Source organism: Streptomyces sp. NBC_00289 (genome assembly GCF_041435115.1).
Lineage (GTDB): Bacteria > Actinomycetota > Actinomycetes > Streptomycetales > Streptomycetaceae > Streptomyces.
Genome location: NZ_CP108046.1, coordinates 7,038,949 through 7,059,519, shown reverse-complemented (window position 1 = coordinate 7,059,519; position 20,571 = coordinate 7,038,949). Strand labels below are relative to the sequence as shown.

Sequence of the window (20,571 nt, the reverse complement as noted above, 5' to 3'; positions counted from 1 at the left end):
GCTGGGCTGCTTCCCTCGACGGACGGGCTTCCCTCGCCCGGGCAGCTTCCTTCGACAGTCCGGCTTCCCTCGCCCGGGCCGCTTCCCTCGACAGTCCGGCATCCCTCGCCCGGGCCGCTTCCCTCGACAGTCCGGCATCCCCAGGCCGGGCGGCCTTCTTGGGCGGGTCGGCCGGCTCGGAGGACTCCATCCGCAGCGCCGGATTCGCCCGCAGCGCGTCCACGTTGAGCTGCATGGTCGCGTCCGCCGGCGGCGGTGCGTCCGGCTCCGTGGGGGCCTCGGCCGGGGCGTCGTCCTCCATGGGTCGACGCCGGGACCACCTGGGTGCCGGCCCGTGGCCCTGCGACCCACGGTTCCCCTCGGCGCCCTCCCCCTGCCCTGCCTCGGTCACGACTGCTGTCTCCCTCCGCACTTTTGCTGCTCGCGCGGGTAGATGCAGCGGCCGACGTCTCGGCTGCGAACCCCCTGTTTTCCCCCGGCCTTGCGGCCTCCTCGCGGCATCCACAAATTACCAGCGATTTTTTCGAATAGTTCGATCGGAGTGCGGTCAGAAGCAGAGGCTGTGAGGCACGCAACTCTCCAGGGCGGTCGTTCCCGCTAACCTGAGCGCATGCCTCGCTACGAGTTTCGGTGCCGGACCTGCGGTGACACCTTCGAACTGAGCCGCCCGATGGCGGCGTCCGCCGACCCCGCGACCTGCCCTTCCGGGCACGGTGACACGGTAAAGCTGCTGTCCACGGTGGCGGTGGGCGGCTCGTCCGCGTCCGCGGCACCGGCGCCCCGCGCGGGCGGCGGCGGGGGCGGATGCTGCGGCGGCGGCTGCTGCGGCTGACCGGCCGCGGGCCCGCGATTAATTCAGCGAATTTTCAGCTTTCGTTCCCCGACGCCCGGCCTTGGTCCGCTCTGGTCGGTTCGTCCGGCTCGGGCCCGGCCGGACGAACCGTCCGCCCGCTCAGAGCCGGTCGGCAGGACCTCCGCGGTCCGCACTGTCCTCGCCCCGCGTCACCCGCAGGAACTCCCGCAGGATCCGCTCGCCGGCCAGCACGCCCCGCTCGGGCAGGGCGCTGACCGCCGGTGCCGTCCAGCCGCTCTCGGCCAGCTCGCCGTGGCCGGGCCGCCAGCCCCGGTCCGCCGCGAGCAGCAGGTCGGCGTCGAGCAGGGAGTCACCGGCGGCGAGGGTGAGCCGGGCACCGGTGCGGCGGGCGACCTCGCGCATGGCCGCGCTCTTGGTGAGGGGCTTCGGCACGGCGTAGATCTTGCGGCCCTGGAGCGACACCGTCCAGCCGCGGTCGTCCGCCCACACGGCGAGCTCCTTGACCCACTCCTCCGGCAGCAGTTCGCGCTCGACGACGAGGTAGACGAAGAGGTCCTCGGCGATCCGGTGCTTGCGCACCCAGACCGGGTCGGCCGTCGCCGCCAGGTGCTCCCGCACCTCGTCCAGGGGCGCGCACTCCTCGGCCAGCCGGGCGGTGACCCGGGCGTGCCAGTCCGGGTCGGACACGCCGTTCACCAGGAGGTGCCCGCCGTTGGCGCAGATCACATAGGTCGGCGCGGGGCCGGGCAGGTTGATGCGCTGGTACTGCTTGCGGGTGCGGGTCGTCGTCGGCACGAACACGGCCGCGTCGCCGAGCTCGGTGAGCAGGCCCGCCGAGGTCTCCGTCATGTACGACAGGGGTCTGCTCTCGTGCACCTCCACGCACAGCAGCCGGGGTGCCCGCGGGTCCGGCATGGTCAGCGCCAGGGCCGCCGCGGAGTAGATGAGCGTACGGTCGAGGTCACTCGCCACCAGCACCGGCATCAGACCGTCACCGCCCTGCCGTCGGCACCGGTGGCGCCGCGCGTGTACCTGGGGTGGATCAACCCCACGCAGGTGTACGGCAGTCCGTCGACCTCTTCCACCGGTACGCCCCGCTGATCGGCCAGCAGCCGTACGTGGTCCAGGTCTGCGCCCGCTCCGGCCCGCGCCAGGATCTTCCACGGCACCCGGCGCAGCAGCACCCGGGTGGTCTCGCCGACGCCGGGCTTGACGAGGTTCACGTCGTGGATGCCGTGGTCCTCGCTGATGCGCTCGACGGCCGCCCAGCCCTCCCAGGTCGGGGCGCGGTCGGCCGACAGCAGTTCCTTGGCCTGTGCGTCGACGGCCTCCGCGACCTCCGGGAACCGGGCGGCCACGGCGTCCAGGAAGTCCACCGACACGTCGGCGCCGGCGAGTTCGCGGTAGAACTTCGCGCCGTGGAAGTCGTGCGGGCCGACCAGGTCCGCGCGCAGCACGGTCCGCGAGATCAGGCCGGACACCGTGGAGTTGAGACAGGCGGAGGGGATGAGGAAGTCCTCGCGGGTGCCGTACGTCCGCACGCACGAGCCCGGGTCGGCGAGTACCGCGATCTCCGGGTCGAAGCCGGTGATGCCGTCGGACGCCTCGAACTCCTTGACCGCTTCGGCGAGTTCGCGGGTGATGGCGCCCTTGCCGGTCCAGCCGTCGACGAAGACGACGTCTCCCGGGTCGTGGTGGGCGGCCAGCCAGCGCAGCGCGTTGGCGTCGATACCGCGGCCGCGCACGATCGAGACGGCGTAGTGCGGCAGGTCGAGGCCGTGCCGGAACTGGGCCCAGCGGCGCATCAGGACGCCGACAGGGGTTCCCGCGCGGGCCAGCGACACCAGGACCGGCCGGGGGGAACGCTCGGCGAGCACGAGCTCGGTGACCGCGCCCACCGCCTGCGCGATCCGCGCCGCGGACGCCTCCAGCGCCGTGTGGAAGAGCTCCTGGTACTGCTCGCTGGGCTGGTACTCCACCGGCAGCGACTCCGCGTAGTGCGCGCCCCCGCTCTGGATGGCCTCCTCGCGCTCCTCGGTCGGCGCCTCCAGCGTCACGTCCGAGAGGTCGCGCAGCAGCCAGCCGACCTCCTCGGGCGGATACGAGGAGAAGGCGGGGCCGCGAAGGGGCTCGGGCAGCATGGAGGGCCTTTCGGGTACGTGCAGGGGCTCGGGCGCGTACGAGGGCACGACCGCGAGCAGGACGTGCGGGGCGTGCGCGGCGAGCCGGGACAGCAGGCCGTCCGGCGCGTGCAGTGCGGGGGTGTCGGCGACCGAGTCGACGACGGCGACCACGGCGTCGAAGCCGGCGCCCGCCACGTTGTAGGCGTAGCGCTCGCCGGGGCCGTCGGCGGGGTCGTCGTGGGCGGGGAAGACGATGCGGCTGCGTATCGCGTAGCCGGGGTCGTCGACCGCGAGGACGGGTGAGCGGGTCGTGGTGGAGTAGCGCACCTCGGCGTGCGCGACCTGCTCCAGCTCACGGGCCAGCCTGAGCGGCGCGTACATCAGCTCCTCGAAGCCGAGCACGAGCACCCGCGAGGCGTCGGCGGGCAGCGCCTCGGCGAGCCGCGCGGCCATGGCGGGCAGGGCGCCCTCCAGGCGGGCGCGGTGCGCGGGCGTGAACCCGTGCCGGCCGCCGTCGGGCAGGCCGCGCGGCCAGCACAGGTCGACGCGCGCGACCCGGCCGTAGGGCGGTTCGGCGGGCGCCGTCGCCGGCTCGTACCGCGCGACCAGCTCCTGCCCCTTCTCCAGCACGCCCTCCGGCAGCCGTACGTGGCCCGAGGCGGCCGCCACCAGGTCGACCCGGGCGCCGATCTCCCGCGCGAAGTCTGCGAGCCGGTCCATGTCGGCCGCCGAGCGCATGTCGACGAGGGCGACCACGACGTAGCGCCCGCGCGGGTAGCGCTCGTGCAGGTCCCGGATCGTGTTCAGGACGGTGTTGCCGGTGGAGAACTCGTCGTCGACCAGCACCAGCGGGCCGTCGCCCACCAGCAGCGCCGGGTCCTCCGGCAGCAGCAGGTGCGAGGTGGCGTGCGAGTGGGACTCCTCGAAGCCGCCCGCCGTGGCGACGCCCGGGACCGGGCGGCGGGTGGAGTGCAGGTAGGGGGCGAGGCCCACCCCGTCGGCGACCGAGTGGCCGAGACCGGTGGCGGTCTCCGCGTACCCGAGGACGACCGCCTTGCGGGCCTGCTCGGCGCCGAGCAGCTCGCGCACCCGGCGGCCGAGCGCGAACCCGTGGCCGTAGACCACGGACGGTGACTGCGGTACGTGTTTGCCGAGCACGTTCGACACGAGCAGATGCGCCCGCTTGGGGTTGCGGCGCAGCGCCATCCCCAGCAGGCAGGCCAGCTCGTCGTCGCCCGCGAGCTCGACTCCGAGCCGCTCGGCGACCCAGCTGCCCGACCACACCCCGTTGTTTCCTGCGTTGTTCATGCGTCCCTTGGTGTTCAGCGGTTCTTCAGCCGGGAATTCCGGCGGCGAGGAGCTCCACGAAGCCGATGTCCTCGTTGGCCACCCCGAAGACCTCGGCACGGAGCACGGTGCGCTCGGCCCAGGCCCGGTGCGGCTTCACCTCGTTCATCTTGTTCGTGTACGCCGACCTCAGTACACCCCCACCGCCGCGTTCCGGCCGCAGGATGTCCTGGGCGTCGCTGAACTCCTCGTGACTGACCACGGACAGTGCGTGCACGGGGAGTACGTGGGTGGGGTGGATGCAGGTCTTGCCGAGCAGGCCGTTGGCCCGGTCGAGGGAGATCTCGCGCAGCAGTCCGTCCATGGCGTGCTCCAGCAGCGCCTCGCGCAGTTCCTCGGCCTTCCCGTCCAGGAAGGGGCTGCGGCGCAGCTGTGGCTTGAACATGCGCTCCTGCACGCGGAAGTACTCCCACACCGGCCCGGTCACCGTGAAGCCGGTGCCGTCGGCCCGCCCCAGCATGTTCACCACGTCGGCGATCACGGAGGCGACGACCTGGACGTCGTAGGCCGTCATGTCGGGGGCCCGGCGCAGGCCGTAGGAGGAGCAGAAGTCGGTGACGCCCAGGCGCAGCGCGAGCACCCGGTCGCGGTACTTGTCGACGGCGCGGGAGATGCCCTCCAGGGTCTCCACCCGCGACTCCCGGTACAGCAGCTCGGGCGACTCGAGCACCGGCATCCCGAACAGGCGCCGGCCGCTCTCGGCCTCGGCGCTCGCCATGGCCTCCAGGAACGGGATGCCACGCTCCTCGGTGAACTTCGGCATCACGAACCCGGACAGCAGGCGGACGGCGGGACCGAGCCGCCGTACGAGGTCGGGGATCTGCTCGGGCACCCGGACCCGGATGAACAGCAGCGGGAGGTCGGTTCCGGGGCGGGCGGCGAGTTCCGTGAGCTGCCGTACGAGGTTCTCCTCGCCGTCCGCGACGTCCTCGTCCCCGATCGAGTCCTCCAGGCACAGCACCATCGAGACCACACCGTGTCCGGTCTGCTTGACGATGTCGTCGGCGAGCCGCGGCCGCGTGGCCGGACTGTACAGCGTGGCGCCCAGGGCCACGGCCAGCAGCCGGGCCGAGGAGTCCGCCGTGAACTCGCAGGGCTCCCGGTGGAACAGGCGCTGCCGCACCTCCGGGGCGATGTGCCCGAAATGACGCATTGAACTCCCCGTGGTGATCGAGCGATCCCTGTGGACTGTCCACAGGTGGCCGGTAATAGTACGTAGGGATCCATGTCAGCAGTTCCCGCCGGGCATGAATTTCAGGTAACCCGGCTATGACGATGCGAGTACCCCGCATTGTCGTGATCAGGACCGAGAGGGCAGGATGACCGCATGACGCACGCGATGCTGAAGGGGTCGAACGTCCCGCTCGAAGCCACCACGGTGCGCGCCGTGCTGCGCTGGACACCGGGACAGGGGGTTCCGGATGTGGACGCCTCGGCGCTGCTCCTCGGCCCCGAGGGTCGCGTGCGCTCCGACGAGGACTTCGTCTTCTACAACCAGCCCCGGCATCCCGCCGGCAAGGTGTGGCGGCTCGGCAAGAAACGCGTCGCCGAGGGCCTGACCGACACGATCCAGACGGATCTGGCCGGTGTCGAGTCGGGAGTCGGCCAGATCCTGCTGGTCGCTTCGGCGGACGGCGTCACCTTCGACCGGGTGCGGGACCTGCGCATCCTGCTGTACGACGCCGCCGTCGCCGACGGTGAGCCGCTGGCCCACTTCGACATCAAGCCGGAGACGGGCGAGGAGACCGCCTTGATCTGCGGCGAGCTGTACCGCCGCGGGGAGGGCTGGAAGTTCCGGGCCCTGGGTGAGGGCTACTCCAACGGCCTGAAGGGCCTGGCCACCGACTTCGGCATCTCCGTCGACGAGTCGGAGGCCCTGGACGAGCCCGGCGAGGTCCAGCCGCCCCAGTGGGCGGCCCCGGAGACCGCGCGCCCGCTGCCCCCCGAGCAGCCGACGGGGGTGCCGACCCAGCCTGCCTACGGCTATCCGCAGCAGGGGCAGTCCACCTACGGCTATCCCCAGACGGCGGCTCCGGTGCCGGTGACCGCGGCCCCGCAGTCGGGCTACGGCTATCCGCAGCCGGTGACGACGGTGGCGAACCCGGACTTCCGGCTGCCGCCGCAGGGCCCCCAGTTCATCGGCCGCTGACGAGAGGACCCCGCCGGAGCTCGGCGGGGCGGGGACCGACAGCGAGCCAGCCCGCAGGGCGGGATCCGGCATCGGACAACCCGGCGGCGCGAAAGCCCGCAGGGCGGGATCCGGCATCGGACAACCCGGCGGCGCGAAAGCCCGCAGGGCGGGATCCGGCATCGGACAACCCGGCGGCGCGAAAGCCCGCAGGGCGGGATCCGGCATCGGACAACCCGGCGGCGCGAAAGCCCGCAGGGCGGGGATCGACAGCGGGCTAGCCCGCAGGACGGAATCCGGCAGCGGACAACCCGACGACGCGAAAGCCCGCAGGGCGGGGACCGACAGCGCGGAAGCCCGCAGGGCGGGGTCCGGCACCGCGTGGCCCAGCGGCGCAGGACCCGGCGTCATGCGTGGCACCGGGCCGGGCTCGGCGTCAGCGGTCTGCCTTTGCCTTGTATCCGCGGCCCCACTGCAGCCCCCATCCGTACAGCCGGTCCAGCTCCGCCTGGAAGCCGTACACGAACTTCACCTCGCGCCGCACGACCAGCTCCCCCTTCACGTTCTCGATCATGACGACCGCGCAGGACCGGGCCTGGGGATGGCGTTCGTCGAGGCCTATCTCGATCCGGGGGCCGTTGCTGGGGTAGAGCGTGACGATGGCGTGGGTCCGGTCGAAGGCGGGGGTCTGGTCGTAGATGTAGACGAAGACCAGCAGCCGCTTGATCTGCTCGCGGTGGTCGAGATTGACGTACATCGTCTCGCCTGACGCCGAACCGAACCGGTCGTCGCCGCTGAGCTTGACGAACGGCGGCGCGTTGATCTCGCCGAGATAGCCGCCGAGCGGCTGGACGACGCCCTTGGTGCCGTCCGCCAGCTCGTACAGGCAGCCCAGGTCGAGGTCGACGTTGACCATGCTCTGGCTGTGCCCGATGACCTCCGGGGGCTTGAGTGCCTTGAAGGGGTGCCGCAGCAGGCTCTCCCGCGGGGAGCCGCCGATGTCGGACGTCCGCATCCGCCAGTTCAGGTTGACGCGCAGATGCCCGGTGGCCGCACCCTGCTTGGTGAGGGAGACCTGATGGTGCCGCTTGGTCAGCTCGATGGCGTTGCTCGCCGCGCTGCCCGTGTCGAAGTCGGCCTCACGGCCACGCCAGAGCCCGTCCAGAAAACCCATGCCCGCCCCCACGTCCACTCGTAAACCCGGCGGGGCGGCCGGCGGAGGACTCGTCCTCACCGGCCGCCCCGCACAGAGCGTTCCGCACTGAAGCCCGGTTCACACCGGGAAGCGGGCTCCTAGACCGAGACCTCAGTCTTCTCGTCCGAGCCCGCCGCTTTTCCCTCGGCCGCTGCCAGAGCCTGGTTGCGGCGCACGGAGGACCAGAAGGACCAGGCGATCAGGACGACGCCGACGAGGCCGGTGATCACCTCGTTGATCTGGTACTGGATCGTGACCATGAGGATCACGGCCAGCGCGCCGATCGCGTAGTGCGCGCCGTGCTCCAGGTAGACGTAGTCGTCGAGGGTGCCCTGGCGGACCAGGTAGACGGTGAGCGACCGGACGTACATGGCGCCGATGCCGAGGCCCAGGGCCATCAGGACGATGTCGTTGGTGATGGCGAAGGCGCCGATCACACCGTCGAAGGAGAACGACGCGTCCAGGACCTCGAGGTAGAGGAACATGAAGAACGCGGCCTTGCCGGCCAGCGTGACCGCCGAGCGCTGCTTGCCCGTGCGCGCGGCCTCTTCCTCCTCCTCGTGCTCGCGTTCCTCCTCCTCTTCAAGTTTGTCCTCGAAGTAGCCGGAGAGACCGCCGACGACCATGTACGTGATCAGGCCGGCGATACCGGAGATCAGGACGGTCTGCGCCTTGTCGGCGTGCGCGCCGCCGTGCTGGTGGGCGTGGGTGGCGAAGGTGAAGGAGGTGATCAGCAGGACGATCAGGGCGATGCAGACCGATAGCATGTCGACCTTGCCGAGCTTGGCCAGCGGCCGCTCCAGCCAGGCCAGCCACTTGATGTCCCGGTCCTCGAAGATGAAGTCCAGGAAGATCATCAGCAGGAACATGCCACCGAAGGCCGCGATCGACGGGTGGGCGTCGGTGACGAGCTGCTGGTACTGGTCCTTGTCATTGAGCGCGAGATCGACCGCGTCGATCGGACCGATCTTGGCGCTGATGGCGACGATGACGACGGGAAAGACCAGTCGCATGCCGAAGACGGCGATGAGCACGCCGACCGTGAGGAAGATCTTCTGCCAGAAGGCACTCATCTTCTTCAGGATTCCGGCGTTGACCACCGCGTTGTCGAACGACAGCGAGATCTCCAGGACGGAGAGGATCGCCACGATGCCGAATGCCTCCCACCCCCCGTAGAAGACCGCTGCGACCAGGCCGAGCGCGGTGACCGCGAACGACCAGCCGAAGGTTTTCAGAAGCACTGGCTACCCAATCGTGTAGGTACGGGTCTCCCCCGCGCCGTACTCGGCTTTACGAAACGTTGACTCCGAAGTCTAGAGCGATGCCTCGCAGCCCTGACGCGTACCCCTGCCCTACGGCCCGGAACTTCCACTCGCCCTGATAGCGGTAGAGCTCGCCGAAGATCATGGCGGTTTCGGTGGAGGCGTCCTCGCTCAGGTCGTAGCGCGCGAGTTCCTGGCCGTCGGCCTGGTTGACGACCCGGATGAAGGCGTTGCTGACCTGGCCGAACGTCTGACCCCGCGCGTCCGCGTCGTGAATGGAGACGGGGAAGACGATCTTGTCGCAGTGGGCCGGCACCTTGACGAGGTCGACCAGGAGCGATTCGTCGTCGCCCTCGCCCTCGCCGGTGAGGTTGTCGCCGGTGTGCTCCACCGAGCCGTCCGGGCTCTTGAGCTGGTTGTAGAAGACGAACCACTCGTCCCCCAGCACCCGCCCGCCGTTGCACAGCAGTGCGCTGGCGTCGAGGTCGAAAGCGGCTCCGGTGGTGGAGCGCGCGTCCCAGCCGAGCCCGACCAACACCTGTGTGAGGTTCGGAGCGGCCTTGGACAGGGAGACATTGCCTCCCTTGGCAAGCGTGACGCCCATGCTGCTGGTCCCTCCCCGAGACGGTACCTACCTGGGTTGTCCTGCGCGTCCGGCGCCGCACGCGAGCAGTGCGGCGCCGGACGATGCGGCCTGGGGGCTCAGACGTTGACGCCGAAGTCCTGCGCGATGCCGCGCAGGCCCGAGGCGTAGCCCTGGCCGATGGCACGGAACTTCCACTCCGCGCCGTGCCGGTACAGCTCGCCGAAGACCATGGCGGTCTCCGTCGAGGCGTCCTCGGAGAGGTCGTAGCGGGCGAGCTCCGCCTCGCCGGCCTGGTTCACGACGCGGATGAACGCGTTGCGGACCTGGCCGAACGACTGCTGGCGGTTCTCGGCGTCGTAGATCGAGACCGGGAAGACGATCTTCTCCACGTCGGCCGGGACGCCGGCGAGGTTGATCTTGATCTGCTCGTCGTCGCCCTCGCCCTCACCGGTGATGTTGTCGCCGGTGTGCTCGACCGAGCCGTCCGGGCTCTTCAGGTTGTTGAAGAACACGAAGTTCGCGTCGCTGCTGACCTTGCCCTCGGCGTTCGTCAGGATGGCGCTGGCGTCGAGGTCGAAGTCGGTGCCGGTGGTGGTGCGGACGTCCCACCCCAGACCGACGATGACCGCGGTCAGGCCCGGGGCCTCCTTGGTCAGTGAGACATTGCCGCCCTTGCTGAGGCTGACTCCCACGAGTCCTCCAATGATGTCCAGGGGCGGGGAGCCCCGCCGTGCGTCGGATATCGGATCAACGATTCGATCCTAGTGACGGGTTCCCGCCTCACGCAGGCCTTGGAACCGAAGAATCACAGGGTGTCGAGCGCCTTGACGTACTCGTTCAGGTCACGGGCGTCCGGCAGACCGTTGACGACGGTCCAGCGCACCACGCCCTCCTTGTCGATGACGAAGGTCCCGCGCACCGCGCAGCCCTTGTCCTCGTCGAAGACCTCGTAGGCGCGCGAGGTCTCACCGTGCGGCCAGAAGTCGGACAGCAGCGGGTACTCCAGGCCCTCCTGCTCGGCGAAGACGCGCAGGGTGTGGATGGAGTCGTTGGACACGGCGAGCAGTTGCGTGTCGCGGTCGGCGAACTGCGGCAGGTTGTCACGCAGCTCGCACAGCTCGCCGGTGCACACGCCGGTGAAGGCGAAGGGGTAGAAGAGCAGCACCACGTTCTGGTGGCCGCGGAAGTCGGACAGCCGAACGGTCCGGCCGTGGTTGTCCTTGAGCTCGAAGTCGGGGGCCTTGTCGCCGACCTGGATCGCCATCGCCTTGAATGTCCCTTCGGTGGGGCTGTTCGGGTGATGCGAACACCCTACGCAGCGGTCACCGGGGCGTACGGACGGGCCGACCGGAGTCGGCCCGTCCGGCGTTCACGGAGGATTACCTCTTGGACTTGGCCGCCTTCGGCGTCACGAGCCTGCTGCCGCTCCAGTCCTTGCCCACACTGACGCTCTTCGACGCGGACAGCCCCGCCGTCGTCGCGGCTTCGGAGATGTCGCTCGGCTCCACGTAGCCGTCCCGGCCGGTCTTCGGCGTCAGCAACAGGATCGAGCCGCCTTCTTCGATGTACGTGATGGCATCCACCAGTACGTCGGTCAGGTCGCCGTCGTCGTCGCGGAACCACAGGACAACGGCGTCGGCGACGTCGTCGTATTCCTCGTCCACGAGATCACTGCCGATGACTTCCTCAATGGCCTCGCGGAGTTCCTGGTCTACGTCGTCGTCGTAGCCGATCTCCTGGACCACCTGCTCGGGCTGGAACCCCAGCCTGACGGCAGGGCTAGTCCGTTCCTCCGCGTGGTCCGCGGTCGCGCTCACGGGTTGCCTCCTGATCTTGTTTCGGTGAATGTCTCAGCCACGCGCGTGCGCGAAGCATTGGCCGTAGTCCACACGGGCGGGGCGGATCGCGCAAGTACCCGGCCGCCGAGACCGCCGAAACGGTGACGATCCGGGCCGTGTCGCCGCAACTCCAGGCACGGCGCCCTGATGGCAGGTGACGCACACCACACCTTTCTGCCCCGTTTGTGCGTTTGGGAACCAGGGATGCTGCGGCAGATCCTGTTACCCCGGAGTAGAGATGACGTTTGACGCCCCGAGGTACACGATGGGGAACGGCGCAGGAACGCCGTAATCCCAGCGAAAAGCAGCCCTCTGACAGGTAAGGAACAGCGTGGCTTCCGGATCCGATCGCAACCCGATCATCATTGGCGGCCTTCCGAGTCAGGTTCCTGACTTCGACCCCGAGGAAACCCAGGAGTGGCTCGACTCCCTCGACGCCGCCGTCGACGAGCGCGGCCGGGAGCGAGCCCGCTATCTGATGCTGCGGCTGATCGAGCGGGCCCGCGAGAAGCGCGTGGCCGTGCCGGAGATGCGCAGCACGGACTACGTCAACACCATCCCCACCAAGAGCGAGCCGTTCTTTCCCGGCAACGAGGAGATCGAGCGGAAGGTCCTGAACGCGACCCGCTGGAACGCCGCGGTCATGGTCTCGCGCGCCCAGCGGCCGGGCATCGGGGTCGGCGGCCACATCGCCACCTTCGCCTCCTCCGCCTCGCTCTACGACGTCGGCTTCAACCACTTCTTCCGGGGCAAGGACGAGGGCGACGGCGGCGACCAGGTCTTCTTCCAGGGCCACGCCTCCCCCGGCATCTACGCGCGCGCGTTCCTGCTGGACCGCCTGAGTGAGCAGAACCTGGACGCGTTCCGGCAGGAGAAGTCGAAGGCTCCCTACGGCCTCTCCAGCTACCCGCACCCGCGGCTGATGCCGGACTTCTGGGAGTTCCCGACCGTGTCGATGGGCCTGGGCCCGATCGGCGCGATCTACCAGGCGCGGATGAACCGCTACATGCAGGCGCGCGAGATCGCGGACACCTCCAAGTCGCACGTGTGGGCCTTCCTCGGCGACGGCGAGATGGACGAGCCGGAGTCGCTCGGGCAGCTGTCCATCGCCGCCCGCGAGGGCCTGGACAACCTGACCTTCGTCGTCAACTGCAACCTGCAGCGGCTGGACGGCCCGGTGCGCGGCAACGGCAAGGTCATCCAGGAGCTGGAGTCGATCTTCCGGGGCGCCGGCTGGAACGTGATCAAGCTGATCTGGGACCGCTCCTGGGACCCGCTGCTGGCCCAGGACCGGGACGGTGTCCTGGTCAACCGGATGAACACCACGCCGGACGGCCAGTTCCAGACCTACGCCACCGAGACCGGCTCCTACATCCGCGAGCACTTCTTCGGCGACGACCAGCGACTGCGCGCGATGGTCGAGAACATGACCGACGACCAGATCCTGCACCTGGGCCGCGGCGGTCACGACCACAAGAAGATCTTCGCGGCGTTCGCGGCGGCCAAGGCGCACAAGGGCCAGCCGACGGTGATCCTCGCCAAGACGGTCAAGGGCTGGACGCTGGGCCCGAACTTCGAGGGCCGCAACGCGACCCACCAGATGAAGAAGCTGACGGTCGCCGACCTCAAGGGCTTCCGCGACCGGCTGCACCTGCCGATCACCGACAAGGAGCTGGAGTCCGGCGCGCCGCCGTACTACCACCCGGGCCGGAACTCGGAGGAGATCCAGTACATGCACGACCGCCGGCAGGGGCTCGGCGGGTACGTCCCGACGCGGGTGGTGCGCGCGAAGCCACTGGCCCTGCCCGGGGACAAGACGTACGCAAGTGTGAAGAAGGGCTCCGGTCAGCAGTCGATCGCCACGACCATGGCCTTCGTGCGGCTCCTCAAGGACCTCATGCGGGACAAGGAGCTCGGCAGGCGGTTCGTGCTGATCGCGCCGGACGAGTACCGCACCTTCGGCATGGACTCGTTCTTCCCGAGCGCGAAGATCTACAACCCGCTTGGCCAGCAGTACGAGGCGGTGGACCGGGACCTGCTGCTCGCGTACAAGGAGTCGCCGACCGGGCAGATGCTGCACGACGGCATCTCGGAGGCCGGCTGCACGGCCTCGCTGATCGCGGCGGGCTCGGCCTACGCGACGCACGGCGAGCCGCTCATCCCGGTGTACGTCTTCTACTCGATGTTCGGTTTCCAGCGCACCGGTGACCAGTTCTGGCAGATGTCCGACCAGTTGGCGCGCGGTTTCGTTCTCGGTGCGACCGCCGGCCGTACGACGCTGACCGGTGAGGGGCTGCAGCACGCGGACGGCCACTCGCAGCTGCTGGCCTCGACGAACCCGGGCTGTGTGGCGTACGACCCGGCGTACGGCTTCGAGATCGCGCACATCGTGCAGGACGGTCTGCGCCGGATGTACGGGCCCGACAGCGAGGACGTCTTCTACTACCTCACCGTCTACAACGAGCCCATCCAGCACCCGGCCGAGCCGGAGAACGTGGACGCCGAGGGCATCGTCAAGGGCATCCACCGCTTCAGCGAGGGCACCTCGGGGTCCATCCCGGCGCAGGTCATCGCCTCGGGCGTGGCGGTGCCGTGGGCCATCGAGGCGCAGCGGATCCTCGCCGAGGAGTGGAACGTGCGCGCCGACGTCTGGTCGGCGACCTCCTGGAACGAGCTGCGGCGCGACGCCGTCGAGGTGGAGCGGCACAACCTGCTGCACCCCGAGGAGGAGCAGCGGGTGCCGTACGTGACGCGGAAGCTCGCCGGGGCCCAGGGACCGTTCGTGGCGGTGTCCGACTGGATGCGGTCGGTGCCGGACCAGATCGCGCGGTGGGTGCCGGGGACGTACCAGTCGCTCGGTGCGGACGGCTTCGGGTTCGCGGACACGCGCGGTGCGGCGCGGCGCTTCTTCCACATCGACGCGCAGTCGATCGTGGTGGGCGTGCTGACCGAGCTGGCGAAGGAGGGGAAGGTGGACCGGTCGGTGCTGAAGCAGGCGATCGACCGCTACCAACTGCTCGACGCGTCGGCGGCCGATCCCGGTGCGGCGGGGGGCGACGCGTAGGACGCGTGCGGTGTCGGAGGGCGGCGGGGCCTGCGGGCTCCGCCGCCCTCGCGCTGCGGGCCCTTGCGGGTTCTTTACGATGCGGGCATGGAGCAACAGTCGGCACAGGCCCGTTGGGAGCAGCTGAGCCAGCGGCCCCTGCTGGTACTCGCCGTGCTGTTCGCCGTCGCCTACGCGGTGCCGATCGTGGACAGTTCGGCGGGCCGTTCGCTGACCGCCGGGTGCACGGTGGCCGAGTGGGTGGTCTGGGGAGCGTTCGCGGCGGACTACCTGGTGCGGCTGGGGCTCGCCCGGCAGCGCGGGACGTTCGTGCGGACGCACTGGCTGGATCTGTGCGCGGTGGTGCTGCCGCTGCTCCAGCCGCTCCGGCTGCTGCGGCTGGTCTCGACGCTGATGCTGGTGGGCCGGCGGGCCCGGATGGCCTCGCAGATCCGGCTGACCACGTATGTCGCCGGCGCGGTGGTCGGGCTGCTGATGTTCGGCTCACTCGCGGTGCTGTCGGTGGAGCGGGACTCCCCGCGCGGGAACATCCGCACGCTGGGTGACGCGGTGTGGTGGTCGTTCACCACGATGACCACCGTGGGGTACGGCGACCACGCGCCGACCACCGGGCTGGGGCGGATGATCGCGGTGGGCCTGATGCTCTCCGGGATCGCGCTGCTGGGTGTGGTGACCGCGAACATCGCCGCGTGGTTCATCTCGCGGTTCGAGAAGGACGACGTGACGGAGCGGCGCCAGACGGAGGCCATCGAGGCGCTGACGGCGGAGGTGCGGGCGCTGCGGGCCGAGGTGGCCGCGCTGCGGACGCCGGCCGGGCTGACCCTGGCCGGCGCGCGGGCGGGCTCCCGGCCCATGCGCCGGGAGCCCTTCCCTCACACGCCCGGGTCAGAACAGACCGCTGCCCGGGGTCGCCGCTCCAGCGAGCCAGATGATCGCCAGGAGCGTGTCGATGGCGCCCAGAACGAGGGCGACCAGGGCCGGGATCGAGCGGCTGCCGCCCGACCAGCTACGGCCCATGGCAAGCCAGCCGCAGACAACGGCCACCGGGCCGAGGATGATCCCCAGCACGAAGAAACCGGCGACCGCGCAGATGACTCCGATGATTCCGAGCGTCGCGCGATCCGGCCCGCTCCGTGACCTCGTGCGGCTACGTGAGCGGGGGTAACTGCGCGTTCCGTGTCCGAAGCCCGCCATCATCAACTCCCTGAACCCCTCGGTTGTTTGGGTTCGTTTCGGGTTCAATGGTGCGTGTACCCCGGGTGCGGCCGTTAATCCTCCGGACATCCGTGGTACGGCCGTTAATCCTCCGGACGTCCACGCCCTCGCTTCCGGTCTGCCGGCGCGCCACCCCCCTCCGGCAGCGCGCCGCAGCACCGGTCGCCCTCCAAGGGGCGGTGTCCGACCCGGAGTTGCCTCGGGGACATGCCGTACGGAGGGCTTGACCCACTGTGACCCGAGGCGCGTACCGACGGCGAGGAATCTTTAGCTTTGTCACCCTGATAGGCGAACTCCGCGCATCGTCCGCGATGTTCGCCGGAGATGCGCGGTGCCCGCCCGTTCGGATGTGCGCGGCGCCTCAGATGTGCGCGGCGCCCGCCCCCGCCTCGGCGTTCTCGCCGCGCTTGGTGAGCAGCGCGACCCCGACCGCGACGACGGCGACCCCGGCGGCGACCAGGGACGCCAGGCTCATGCCGGAGATGAAGGTGTCGTGCGCGACGTCCGCGATCTTCGCGGCGATCGCCTCGGGCGTGCCCTTGCCCACCGGGGCCACGCCGACCTGGACCGCTTCGGAGGCCTGGTCCAGCTGGGCCGGGGTGAGCTTCGGCAGGCCCGCGTCCGCCCAGTTGCCCGGAAGGTCGCCGTCCACCTTGGAGGCCATGACGGCGCCGAGCACGGCCGTACCGAGGCTGCCGCCGACCTGCATCGCGGCCTGCTGGAGGCCGCCGGCGACACCGGACAGCTCCATGGGCGCGTTGCCGACGATGACCTCGGTGGCGCCGACCATCACGGGGGCGAGGCCGAGGCCCAGCAGGGCGAACCAGAGCGACATGGTGGCGCTGCCCGTGTCCACCTCCAGGGTGGACATCCCGAACATGGCGATCGCGACGGACACCATGCCGCCGGCCAGCGGGATGCGCGGACCCAGTTTGGTGATCATGGCGCCCGCGAGCGGGGAGCCGACGATCATCATCCCGGTGAGCGGGAGCAGGTGCAGGCCCGCGTCGATCGGGCTCATACCGTGCACGTTCTGGAGGTAGAACGTCACGAAGAAGAGACCGCCCATGAAGGCGATGGCCATCAGCACCATCAGGATCACGCCCGCGGACAGCGGGACCGAGCGGAACAGTGCCAGCGGGATCAGGGGTTCCTTCACCTTCGTCTCCCAGAGGGAGAAGAGGGCGAAGCTCACCAGGGACACCGCGACGAACATCCACGTCTTGCCGTCGCCCCAGCCCCACGCCGGAGCCTTGATCAGTGCCCACACCAGGCAGAACATCGCACCGGACAGCAGCACGATGCCCAGGATGTCGAAGGACCGCGGGGCGTTCTCCGCCCGGTGGTCGAGCAGGATCAGCGTGCCGAGGACGAGCGCGAGGACACCGACCGGCACGTTGATGAAGAACACCGACTGCCAGTTGACGTGCTCGACCAGGACGCCGCCGAGGATCGGGCCGCCCGCGGTGGAGGCGCCGATGACCATGCCCCAGATACCGATGGCCATGTTGAGCTTCTCGGCCGGGAAGGTGGCGCGCAGCAGGCCGAGCGCGGCCGGCATCAGCAGGGCGCCGAACAGTCCCTGCAGCACGCGGAAGGTGACGACCAGCGCGATGCTGCCGGACAGGCCGATGGCGCCGGAGGCGGCCGCGAAGCCGACCACACCGATCAGGAAGGTCTGCCGGTGGCCGAAGCGGTCACCGAGCTTGCCCGCGGTGATGAGGGAGACGGCGAGGGCGAGGAAGTAGCCGTTGGTGATCCACTGGACGTCGGCGAAGCTGGCGTTCAGGTCCTTCTGGATGGCCGGGTTCGCGATGGCCACGATGGTGCCGTCGAGGGCCACCATCATGACTCCGACGGCGACGGTGATGAGGGTGAACCAGGGATGGCCGCGCAGCCCGGAGGCCGAGGACCGGTCGGACGGGTCTGCCGGTGCCTTGTCCCCCGGACCCGCCGTACCGATGGTGGTCTGACTAGTCATACGTTCGAGGTTAGTGACAGTCGCTGACAGTTGACAAACAACATCACAAGTCGGTAACTGTCACGACACCCCGCCCCTTGCCCGGACCGTGGGAACGGACCGGGCGGACAGTTCGAAGGAGAGCCCGTGGAGACAGCCGGTGCCGCGCGTCCGGTGCCACGGCCGGGCCTGCGGGAACGCAAGAAGCAGCGCACCCGCGACGCCCTGCTGCGGGCCGCCCTCGACCTGTTCACGACCCGGGGGTACGAACAGACCACCGTCGACGACATCGTCGAGGCCGTGGACGTCTCCCAGCGCACCTACTTCCGCTACTTCGCGAGCAAGGAGGACGCGGTCTTCTTCGCGCCCGAGCTCGCGGAGTCGCACTTCACCGAGGCCGTACGCGCGCGACCGCCGCACGAGGCCCCGCTGGAGGCCCTGCGACGGGCCGTCCTGGAGAGCTGGCACACCATCGGCGAGGCGATCGAGCAGGTCGTGCCGCTCGAACTGCATCTGCGCACCTACCGGGTGATCGAGGCGACACCCGCGCTGCTCGCCGCACACCTGCGGCGCTCGGCGGAGCTGGAGGAGAGGATCGCCCGCATCATCGCCGAGCGCGAGGGGCTGGACGTCGACACGGACCCCCGGCCGCGCCTCCTGGTGGCGGTCTTCAGCGCGGTGGTCCGGGTGACCGAACGGAAGTGGTCCGTGGGGGAGGACGTCAGCACCGAGGCGATGCGTGAACTGACCGCCTCGTACCTCGATCAGGTGGGTCCGGCCCTGCTGGGGAACTGGCGTACGGCATGAGGGCTTTGTCACCGCATGTGAAACCGTGATCCACGTCACTTGGTTAACGCGAGACCCTCTCGTTCTCCTAGTGTGTCCTTTCAGTGACTTCCTTCGACACCTCCCCGCAACTGAACGTCTGGCGCGCACTGCTCGCGCTGGCCGTCGTGTTCGTGATGCTGGCGACCACCGGATGGACCGCCCTGCGCCACCACCGGGGAACCACCGCGCTGCAGGCCTCGCTCACCGCTTGGGAGCACGGGCACATACACGGGCACCGACTGCCGGACCCCGACGCGGCGCCCGACGTACTCACCCGGTTCTTCGCCTCGCTCACCGTGCAGGAGCGCGCCCGGCTCGCGCACCGCTACCCGCTCGCGGTCGGCAACATGAACGGCGCCCCGGTCGCCCTGCGCTACCGCGCCAACCGCTTCGCGCTCGAGAAGGCCCGCCGGGTGGAGCTCAGGCGCATGCACGACAGCCGGCTCTCGCCGGACGGCCAGCAGGCGGCGGGCCGCCGGATGGACCGCTTCGAGACGCTGATGAGCGGCCACCGCAAGATCCTCGCCTTCGACCCGGCGGGTTCCGGGCGGATCGCCGAGGTCTTCGGCAACCTGTCCAAGGCCGAGCGCGTCTCCGTCGTCGTCCCCGGCGTCGACACCGACCTGCTCACCTTCCAGCGCACGAACCGCAAGTACTCGGCGCCCGTCGGCATGGCGAAGTCGCTGTACGCGGCCGAGCGGGACGTGAGCCCGGACACGCGTACGGCCGTGATCGCCTGGGCCGACTACACGACGCCCGACGGACTCGGCATCGACTCGGCGACCGCGATGCGCGCCGAGGACGGCGCGGTCCGGCTGAACGCGCTGCTGCGGGGCCTGCCCGGCAGCTCGCCGGTCTCGCTCTTCTGCCACAGCTACGGCTCCGTGGTGTGCGGCCTGGCCGCACACCACCTGCCGCACCGCGTGGCCGACATAGCGGTGGCCGCCAGCCCCGGCATGCGCGCCGGGAACGCCTCGCGGCTGCACACCTCCGCCCGGGTGTGGGCGATGCGGGACGCGACCGACTGGGTGCGGGACGTGCCGTACCTGGAGGTCGGCGGACTGGGCCACGGCGCCGACCCGGTGTCCTCGGGCTTCGGCGCCCGGGTGCTGTCGGCGCAGGGCGCGAAGGGACACAGCGGCTACTTCGAGCCGGGCACCGCGAGCCTGCTGAACTTCGCGGAGATCGGCGTTGGCGCGTACCGCTCGGTGGTGTGCGCCGACGAGGACAACGGTTGCTGGAAGGGTTTGTCCGGCACGACGCCGGTCGGACGCGCGTAGAGGCGCAGATACTGCGGTCTGCGCGGAGAGGGACGGAGGAGCGCGTGCCGCATACGATGAGCCGCATGGGTGACGTACTGGCCGGATTTCATGCCGCCTGGGAGTTCGAGTCCGACTCCGTCCTCATCCGTTACGAACGGGGGATACGAACACCCAAGCTCTTCCAGGCACTCGGCGAACGCCGTATCCCCCTGGACGCGATCGCCGGGGTGACGCTGACCCCCGGCAAACGCGGCACGGTCGTCCTGCGCGCCGAACCGAGGCCCGGCGCCGACCCGTTGATGGAGGCGGCCGCGGGACAGCTCAGGGAAGGCTGCGACCCCTACCGGCTGGTGCTGTCCGGCGAGCGGGAGACGCTCGCCGAGTACTACGCCGACGAACTGCGGTCACGGCTGACCGAGTCCGGCCCCGCCGACCGGTTCCTGGTACCGGCTCCCGAGGTACCGCTGCGCTTCAAGGCGTACGACGGCAAGGCGTCCTTCGACGGGAAGACCGTCCACTTCAGGTGGTTCTGGACGGGCGCGTCCTCGACGAAGTGGAAGGCCGGCGACCAGAGTTTCCCAGTCGCCGAGCTGAGCGGTGTCGAGTGGCGCTCCCCCGAGGTCTTCGAGGGACACCTGCGGCTGGTGCCGCGCGACGCGGGCCCGGGACAGACGGCCCAGGCCGACCACGACCCTGCCGCCGTGGTGTTCGGCCTCGGGTACGGGCCCGTCCACGAGTCGCTGCCGTTCGCCGCGGCGGTGCTGGCCGCCGTCCGCTCACGCGGAACGGCGGCCGTGCCGGCCGCACCGCGCCGCGATCCCGCCGACATCGCCGAGCGGATACGCCACCTCGGGGAGCTGCACGAGGCCGGTCTCGTGACCGACGAGGAGTTCTCGGCGAAGAAGGCGGAGTTGCTGGCGGAGTTGTAGGCCCCGCACCGCTGCGGGCC

17 protein-coding genes and 1 pseudogene are annotated in these 20,571 nt (G+C 70.1%); 7 read left to right on the top strand and 11 right to left on the bottom strand.

Annotated features, from left to right (window positions below; all coding sequences use genetic code 11):
• The first annotated feature begins 610 nt into the window (after nucleotides 1-610).
• Entirely contained in the window at nucleotides 611-832 is a 222-nt protein-coding gene (locus tag OG985_RS31975; protein WP_371671814.1) for a zinc ribbon domain-containing protein, read from the top strand.
• A 120-nt stretch (nucleotides 833-952) separates the two neighbouring features.
• Here OG985_RS31975 and OG985_RS31970 read toward each other — a convergent pair whose 3' ends face one another.
• From OG985_RS31970 to OG985_RS31960, 3 genes are read right to left on the bottom strand one after another with little or no spacing between them, the layout of a single operon-like run.
• Entirely contained in the window at nucleotides 953-1,798 is an 846-nt protein-coding gene (locus OG985_RS31970) for an HAD family hydrolase (protein WP_371671813.1), read from the bottom strand.
• Entirely contained in the window at nucleotides 1,798-4,245 is a 2,448-nt protein-coding gene (locus tag OG985_RS31965) for a phosphoribosyltransferase (RefSeq protein ID WP_371671812.1), read from the bottom strand. Before OG985_RS31965 ends, OG985_RS31970 begins: the two co-directional genes overlap by 1 nt.
• Nucleotides 4,246-4,270: 25 nt before the next feature.
• Entirely contained in the window at nucleotides 4,271-5,437 is a 1,167-nt protein-coding gene (locus OG985_RS31960) for an HpcH/HpaI aldolase/citrate lyase family protein (protein WP_371671811.1), read from the bottom strand.
• A gap of 174 nt (nucleotides 5,438-5,611) precedes the next feature.
• On the opposite strand from OG985_RS31960, the gene OG985_RS31955 reads away from it, so the two are divergent.
• Nucleotides 5,612-6,433: a TerD family protein gene (locus OG985_RS31955; protein WP_371671810.1), complete on the top strand. Its 822-nt coding sequence runs from the start codon at nucleotides 5,612-5,614 to the stop codon at nucleotides 6,431-6,433.
• A gap of 415 nt (nucleotides 6,434-6,848) precedes the next feature.
• On the opposite strand, the gene OG985_RS31950 is transcribed toward OG985_RS31955, so the two are convergent.
• From OG985_RS31950 to OG985_RS31925, 6 genes are all read right to left on the bottom strand, one after another.
• A complete protein-coding gene (locus OG985_RS31950; RefSeq protein WP_371671809.1) occupies nucleotides 6,849-7,586 on the bottom strand; it encodes a Tellurium resistance in 738 nt (245 codons plus the stop codon).
• A gap of 119 nt (nucleotides 7,587-7,705) precedes the next feature.
• Entirely contained in the window at nucleotides 7,706-8,848 is a 1,143-nt protein-coding gene (locus OG985_RS31945) for a DUF475 domain-containing protein (RefSeq protein WP_371671808.1), read from the bottom strand.
• Between the two features lie 49 nt (nucleotides 8,849-8,897).
• Complete coding sequence (locus OG985_RS31940; protein WP_371671807.1) at nucleotides 8,898-9,473, bottom strand: TerD family protein; 576 nt, start codon at nucleotides 9,471-9,473, stop codon at nucleotides 8,898-8,900.
• 98 nt (nucleotides 9,474-9,571) lie between these two features.
• The gene (locus OG985_RS31935) at nucleotides 9,572-10,147 is read right to left on the bottom strand and encodes a calcium homeostasis/redox stress adaptation protein (protein ID WP_371671806.1); all 576 of its coding nucleotides are present in this window, start codon (nucleotides 10,145-10,147) and stop codon (nucleotides 9,572-9,574) included.
• A 113-nt stretch (nucleotides 10,148-10,260) separates the two neighbouring features.
• The gene (locus tag OG985_RS31930; RefSeq protein WP_371671805.1) at nucleotides 10,261-10,719 is read right to left on the bottom strand and encodes a peroxiredoxin; all 459 of its coding nucleotides are present in this window, start codon (nucleotides 10,717-10,719) and stop codon (nucleotides 10,261-10,263) included.
• A gap of 115 nt (nucleotides 10,720-10,834) precedes the next feature.
• Entirely contained in the window at nucleotides 10,835-11,272 is a 438-nt protein-coding gene (locus OG985_RS31925) for a DUF3052 domain-containing protein (RefSeq protein WP_356043694.1), read from the bottom strand.
• 352 nt (nucleotides 11,273-11,624) lie between these two features.
• Here OG985_RS31925 and aceE point away from each other — a divergent pair, with 352 nt between their 5' ends.
• Together aceE and OG985_RS31915 are read left to right on the top strand one after the other, a co-directional pair.
• Nucleotides 11,625-14,357: a pyruvate dehydrogenase (acetyl-transferring), homodimeric type gene (gene aceE / locus OG985_RS31920; RefSeq protein ID WP_371671804.1), complete on the top strand. Its 2,733-nt coding sequence runs from the start codon at nucleotides 11,625-11,627 to the stop codon at nucleotides 14,355-14,357.
• A gap of 87 nt (nucleotides 14,358-14,444) precedes the next feature.
• Nucleotides 14,445-15,161 (top strand): annotated as a pseudogene (locus OG985_RS31915) (potassium channel family protein); the annotation flags it as partial.
• Nucleotides 15,162-15,242: 81 nt separating this feature from the next.
• Here the strand turns inward: OG985_RS31915 and OG985_RS31910 are convergent.
• Both OG985_RS31910 and OG985_RS31905 read right to left on the bottom strand, forming a co-directional pair.
• Nucleotides 15,243-15,554: a small hydrophobic protein gene (locus tag OG985_RS31910; RefSeq protein WP_371671803.1), complete on the bottom strand. Its 312-nt coding sequence runs from the start codon at nucleotides 15,552-15,554 to the stop codon at nucleotides 15,243-15,245.
• 379 nt (nucleotides 15,555-15,933) lie between these two features.
• Complete coding sequence (locus tag OG985_RS31905) at nucleotides 15,934-17,553, bottom strand: MFS transporter (RefSeq protein WP_371671802.1); 1,620 nt, start codon at nucleotides 17,551-17,553, stop codon at nucleotides 15,934-15,936.
• 126 nt (nucleotides 17,554-17,679) lie between these two features.
• Here OG985_RS31905 and OG985_RS31900 point away from each other — a divergent pair, with 126 nt between their 5' ends.
• The 3 genes from OG985_RS31900 to OG985_RS31890 all read left to right on the top strand — a co-directional run bounded on the left by OG985_RS31900 (nucleotide 17,680) and on the right by OG985_RS31890 (nucleotide 20,551).
• Nucleotides 17,680-18,339, top strand: coding sequence for a TetR/AcrR family transcriptional regulator (locus OG985_RS31900; protein ID WP_371671801.1), 660 nt, complete (start codon nucleotides 17,680-17,682; stop codon nucleotides 18,337-18,339).
• An 83-nt stretch (nucleotides 18,340-18,422) separates the two neighbouring features.
• On the top strand, nucleotides 18,423-19,640 hold the full coding sequence (locus tag OG985_RS31895) for an alpha/beta hydrolase (protein WP_371671800.1): 1,218 nt from the start codon (nucleotides 18,423-18,425) through the stop codon (nucleotides 19,638-19,640).
• A gap of 56 nt (nucleotides 19,641-19,696) precedes the next feature.
• Complete coding sequence (locus tag OG985_RS31890; RefSeq protein WP_371674557.1) at nucleotides 19,697-20,551, top strand: DUF4429 domain-containing protein; 855 nt, start codon at nucleotides 19,697-19,699, stop codon at nucleotides 20,549-20,551.
• Nucleotides 20,552-20,571: the final 20 nt, after the last annotated feature.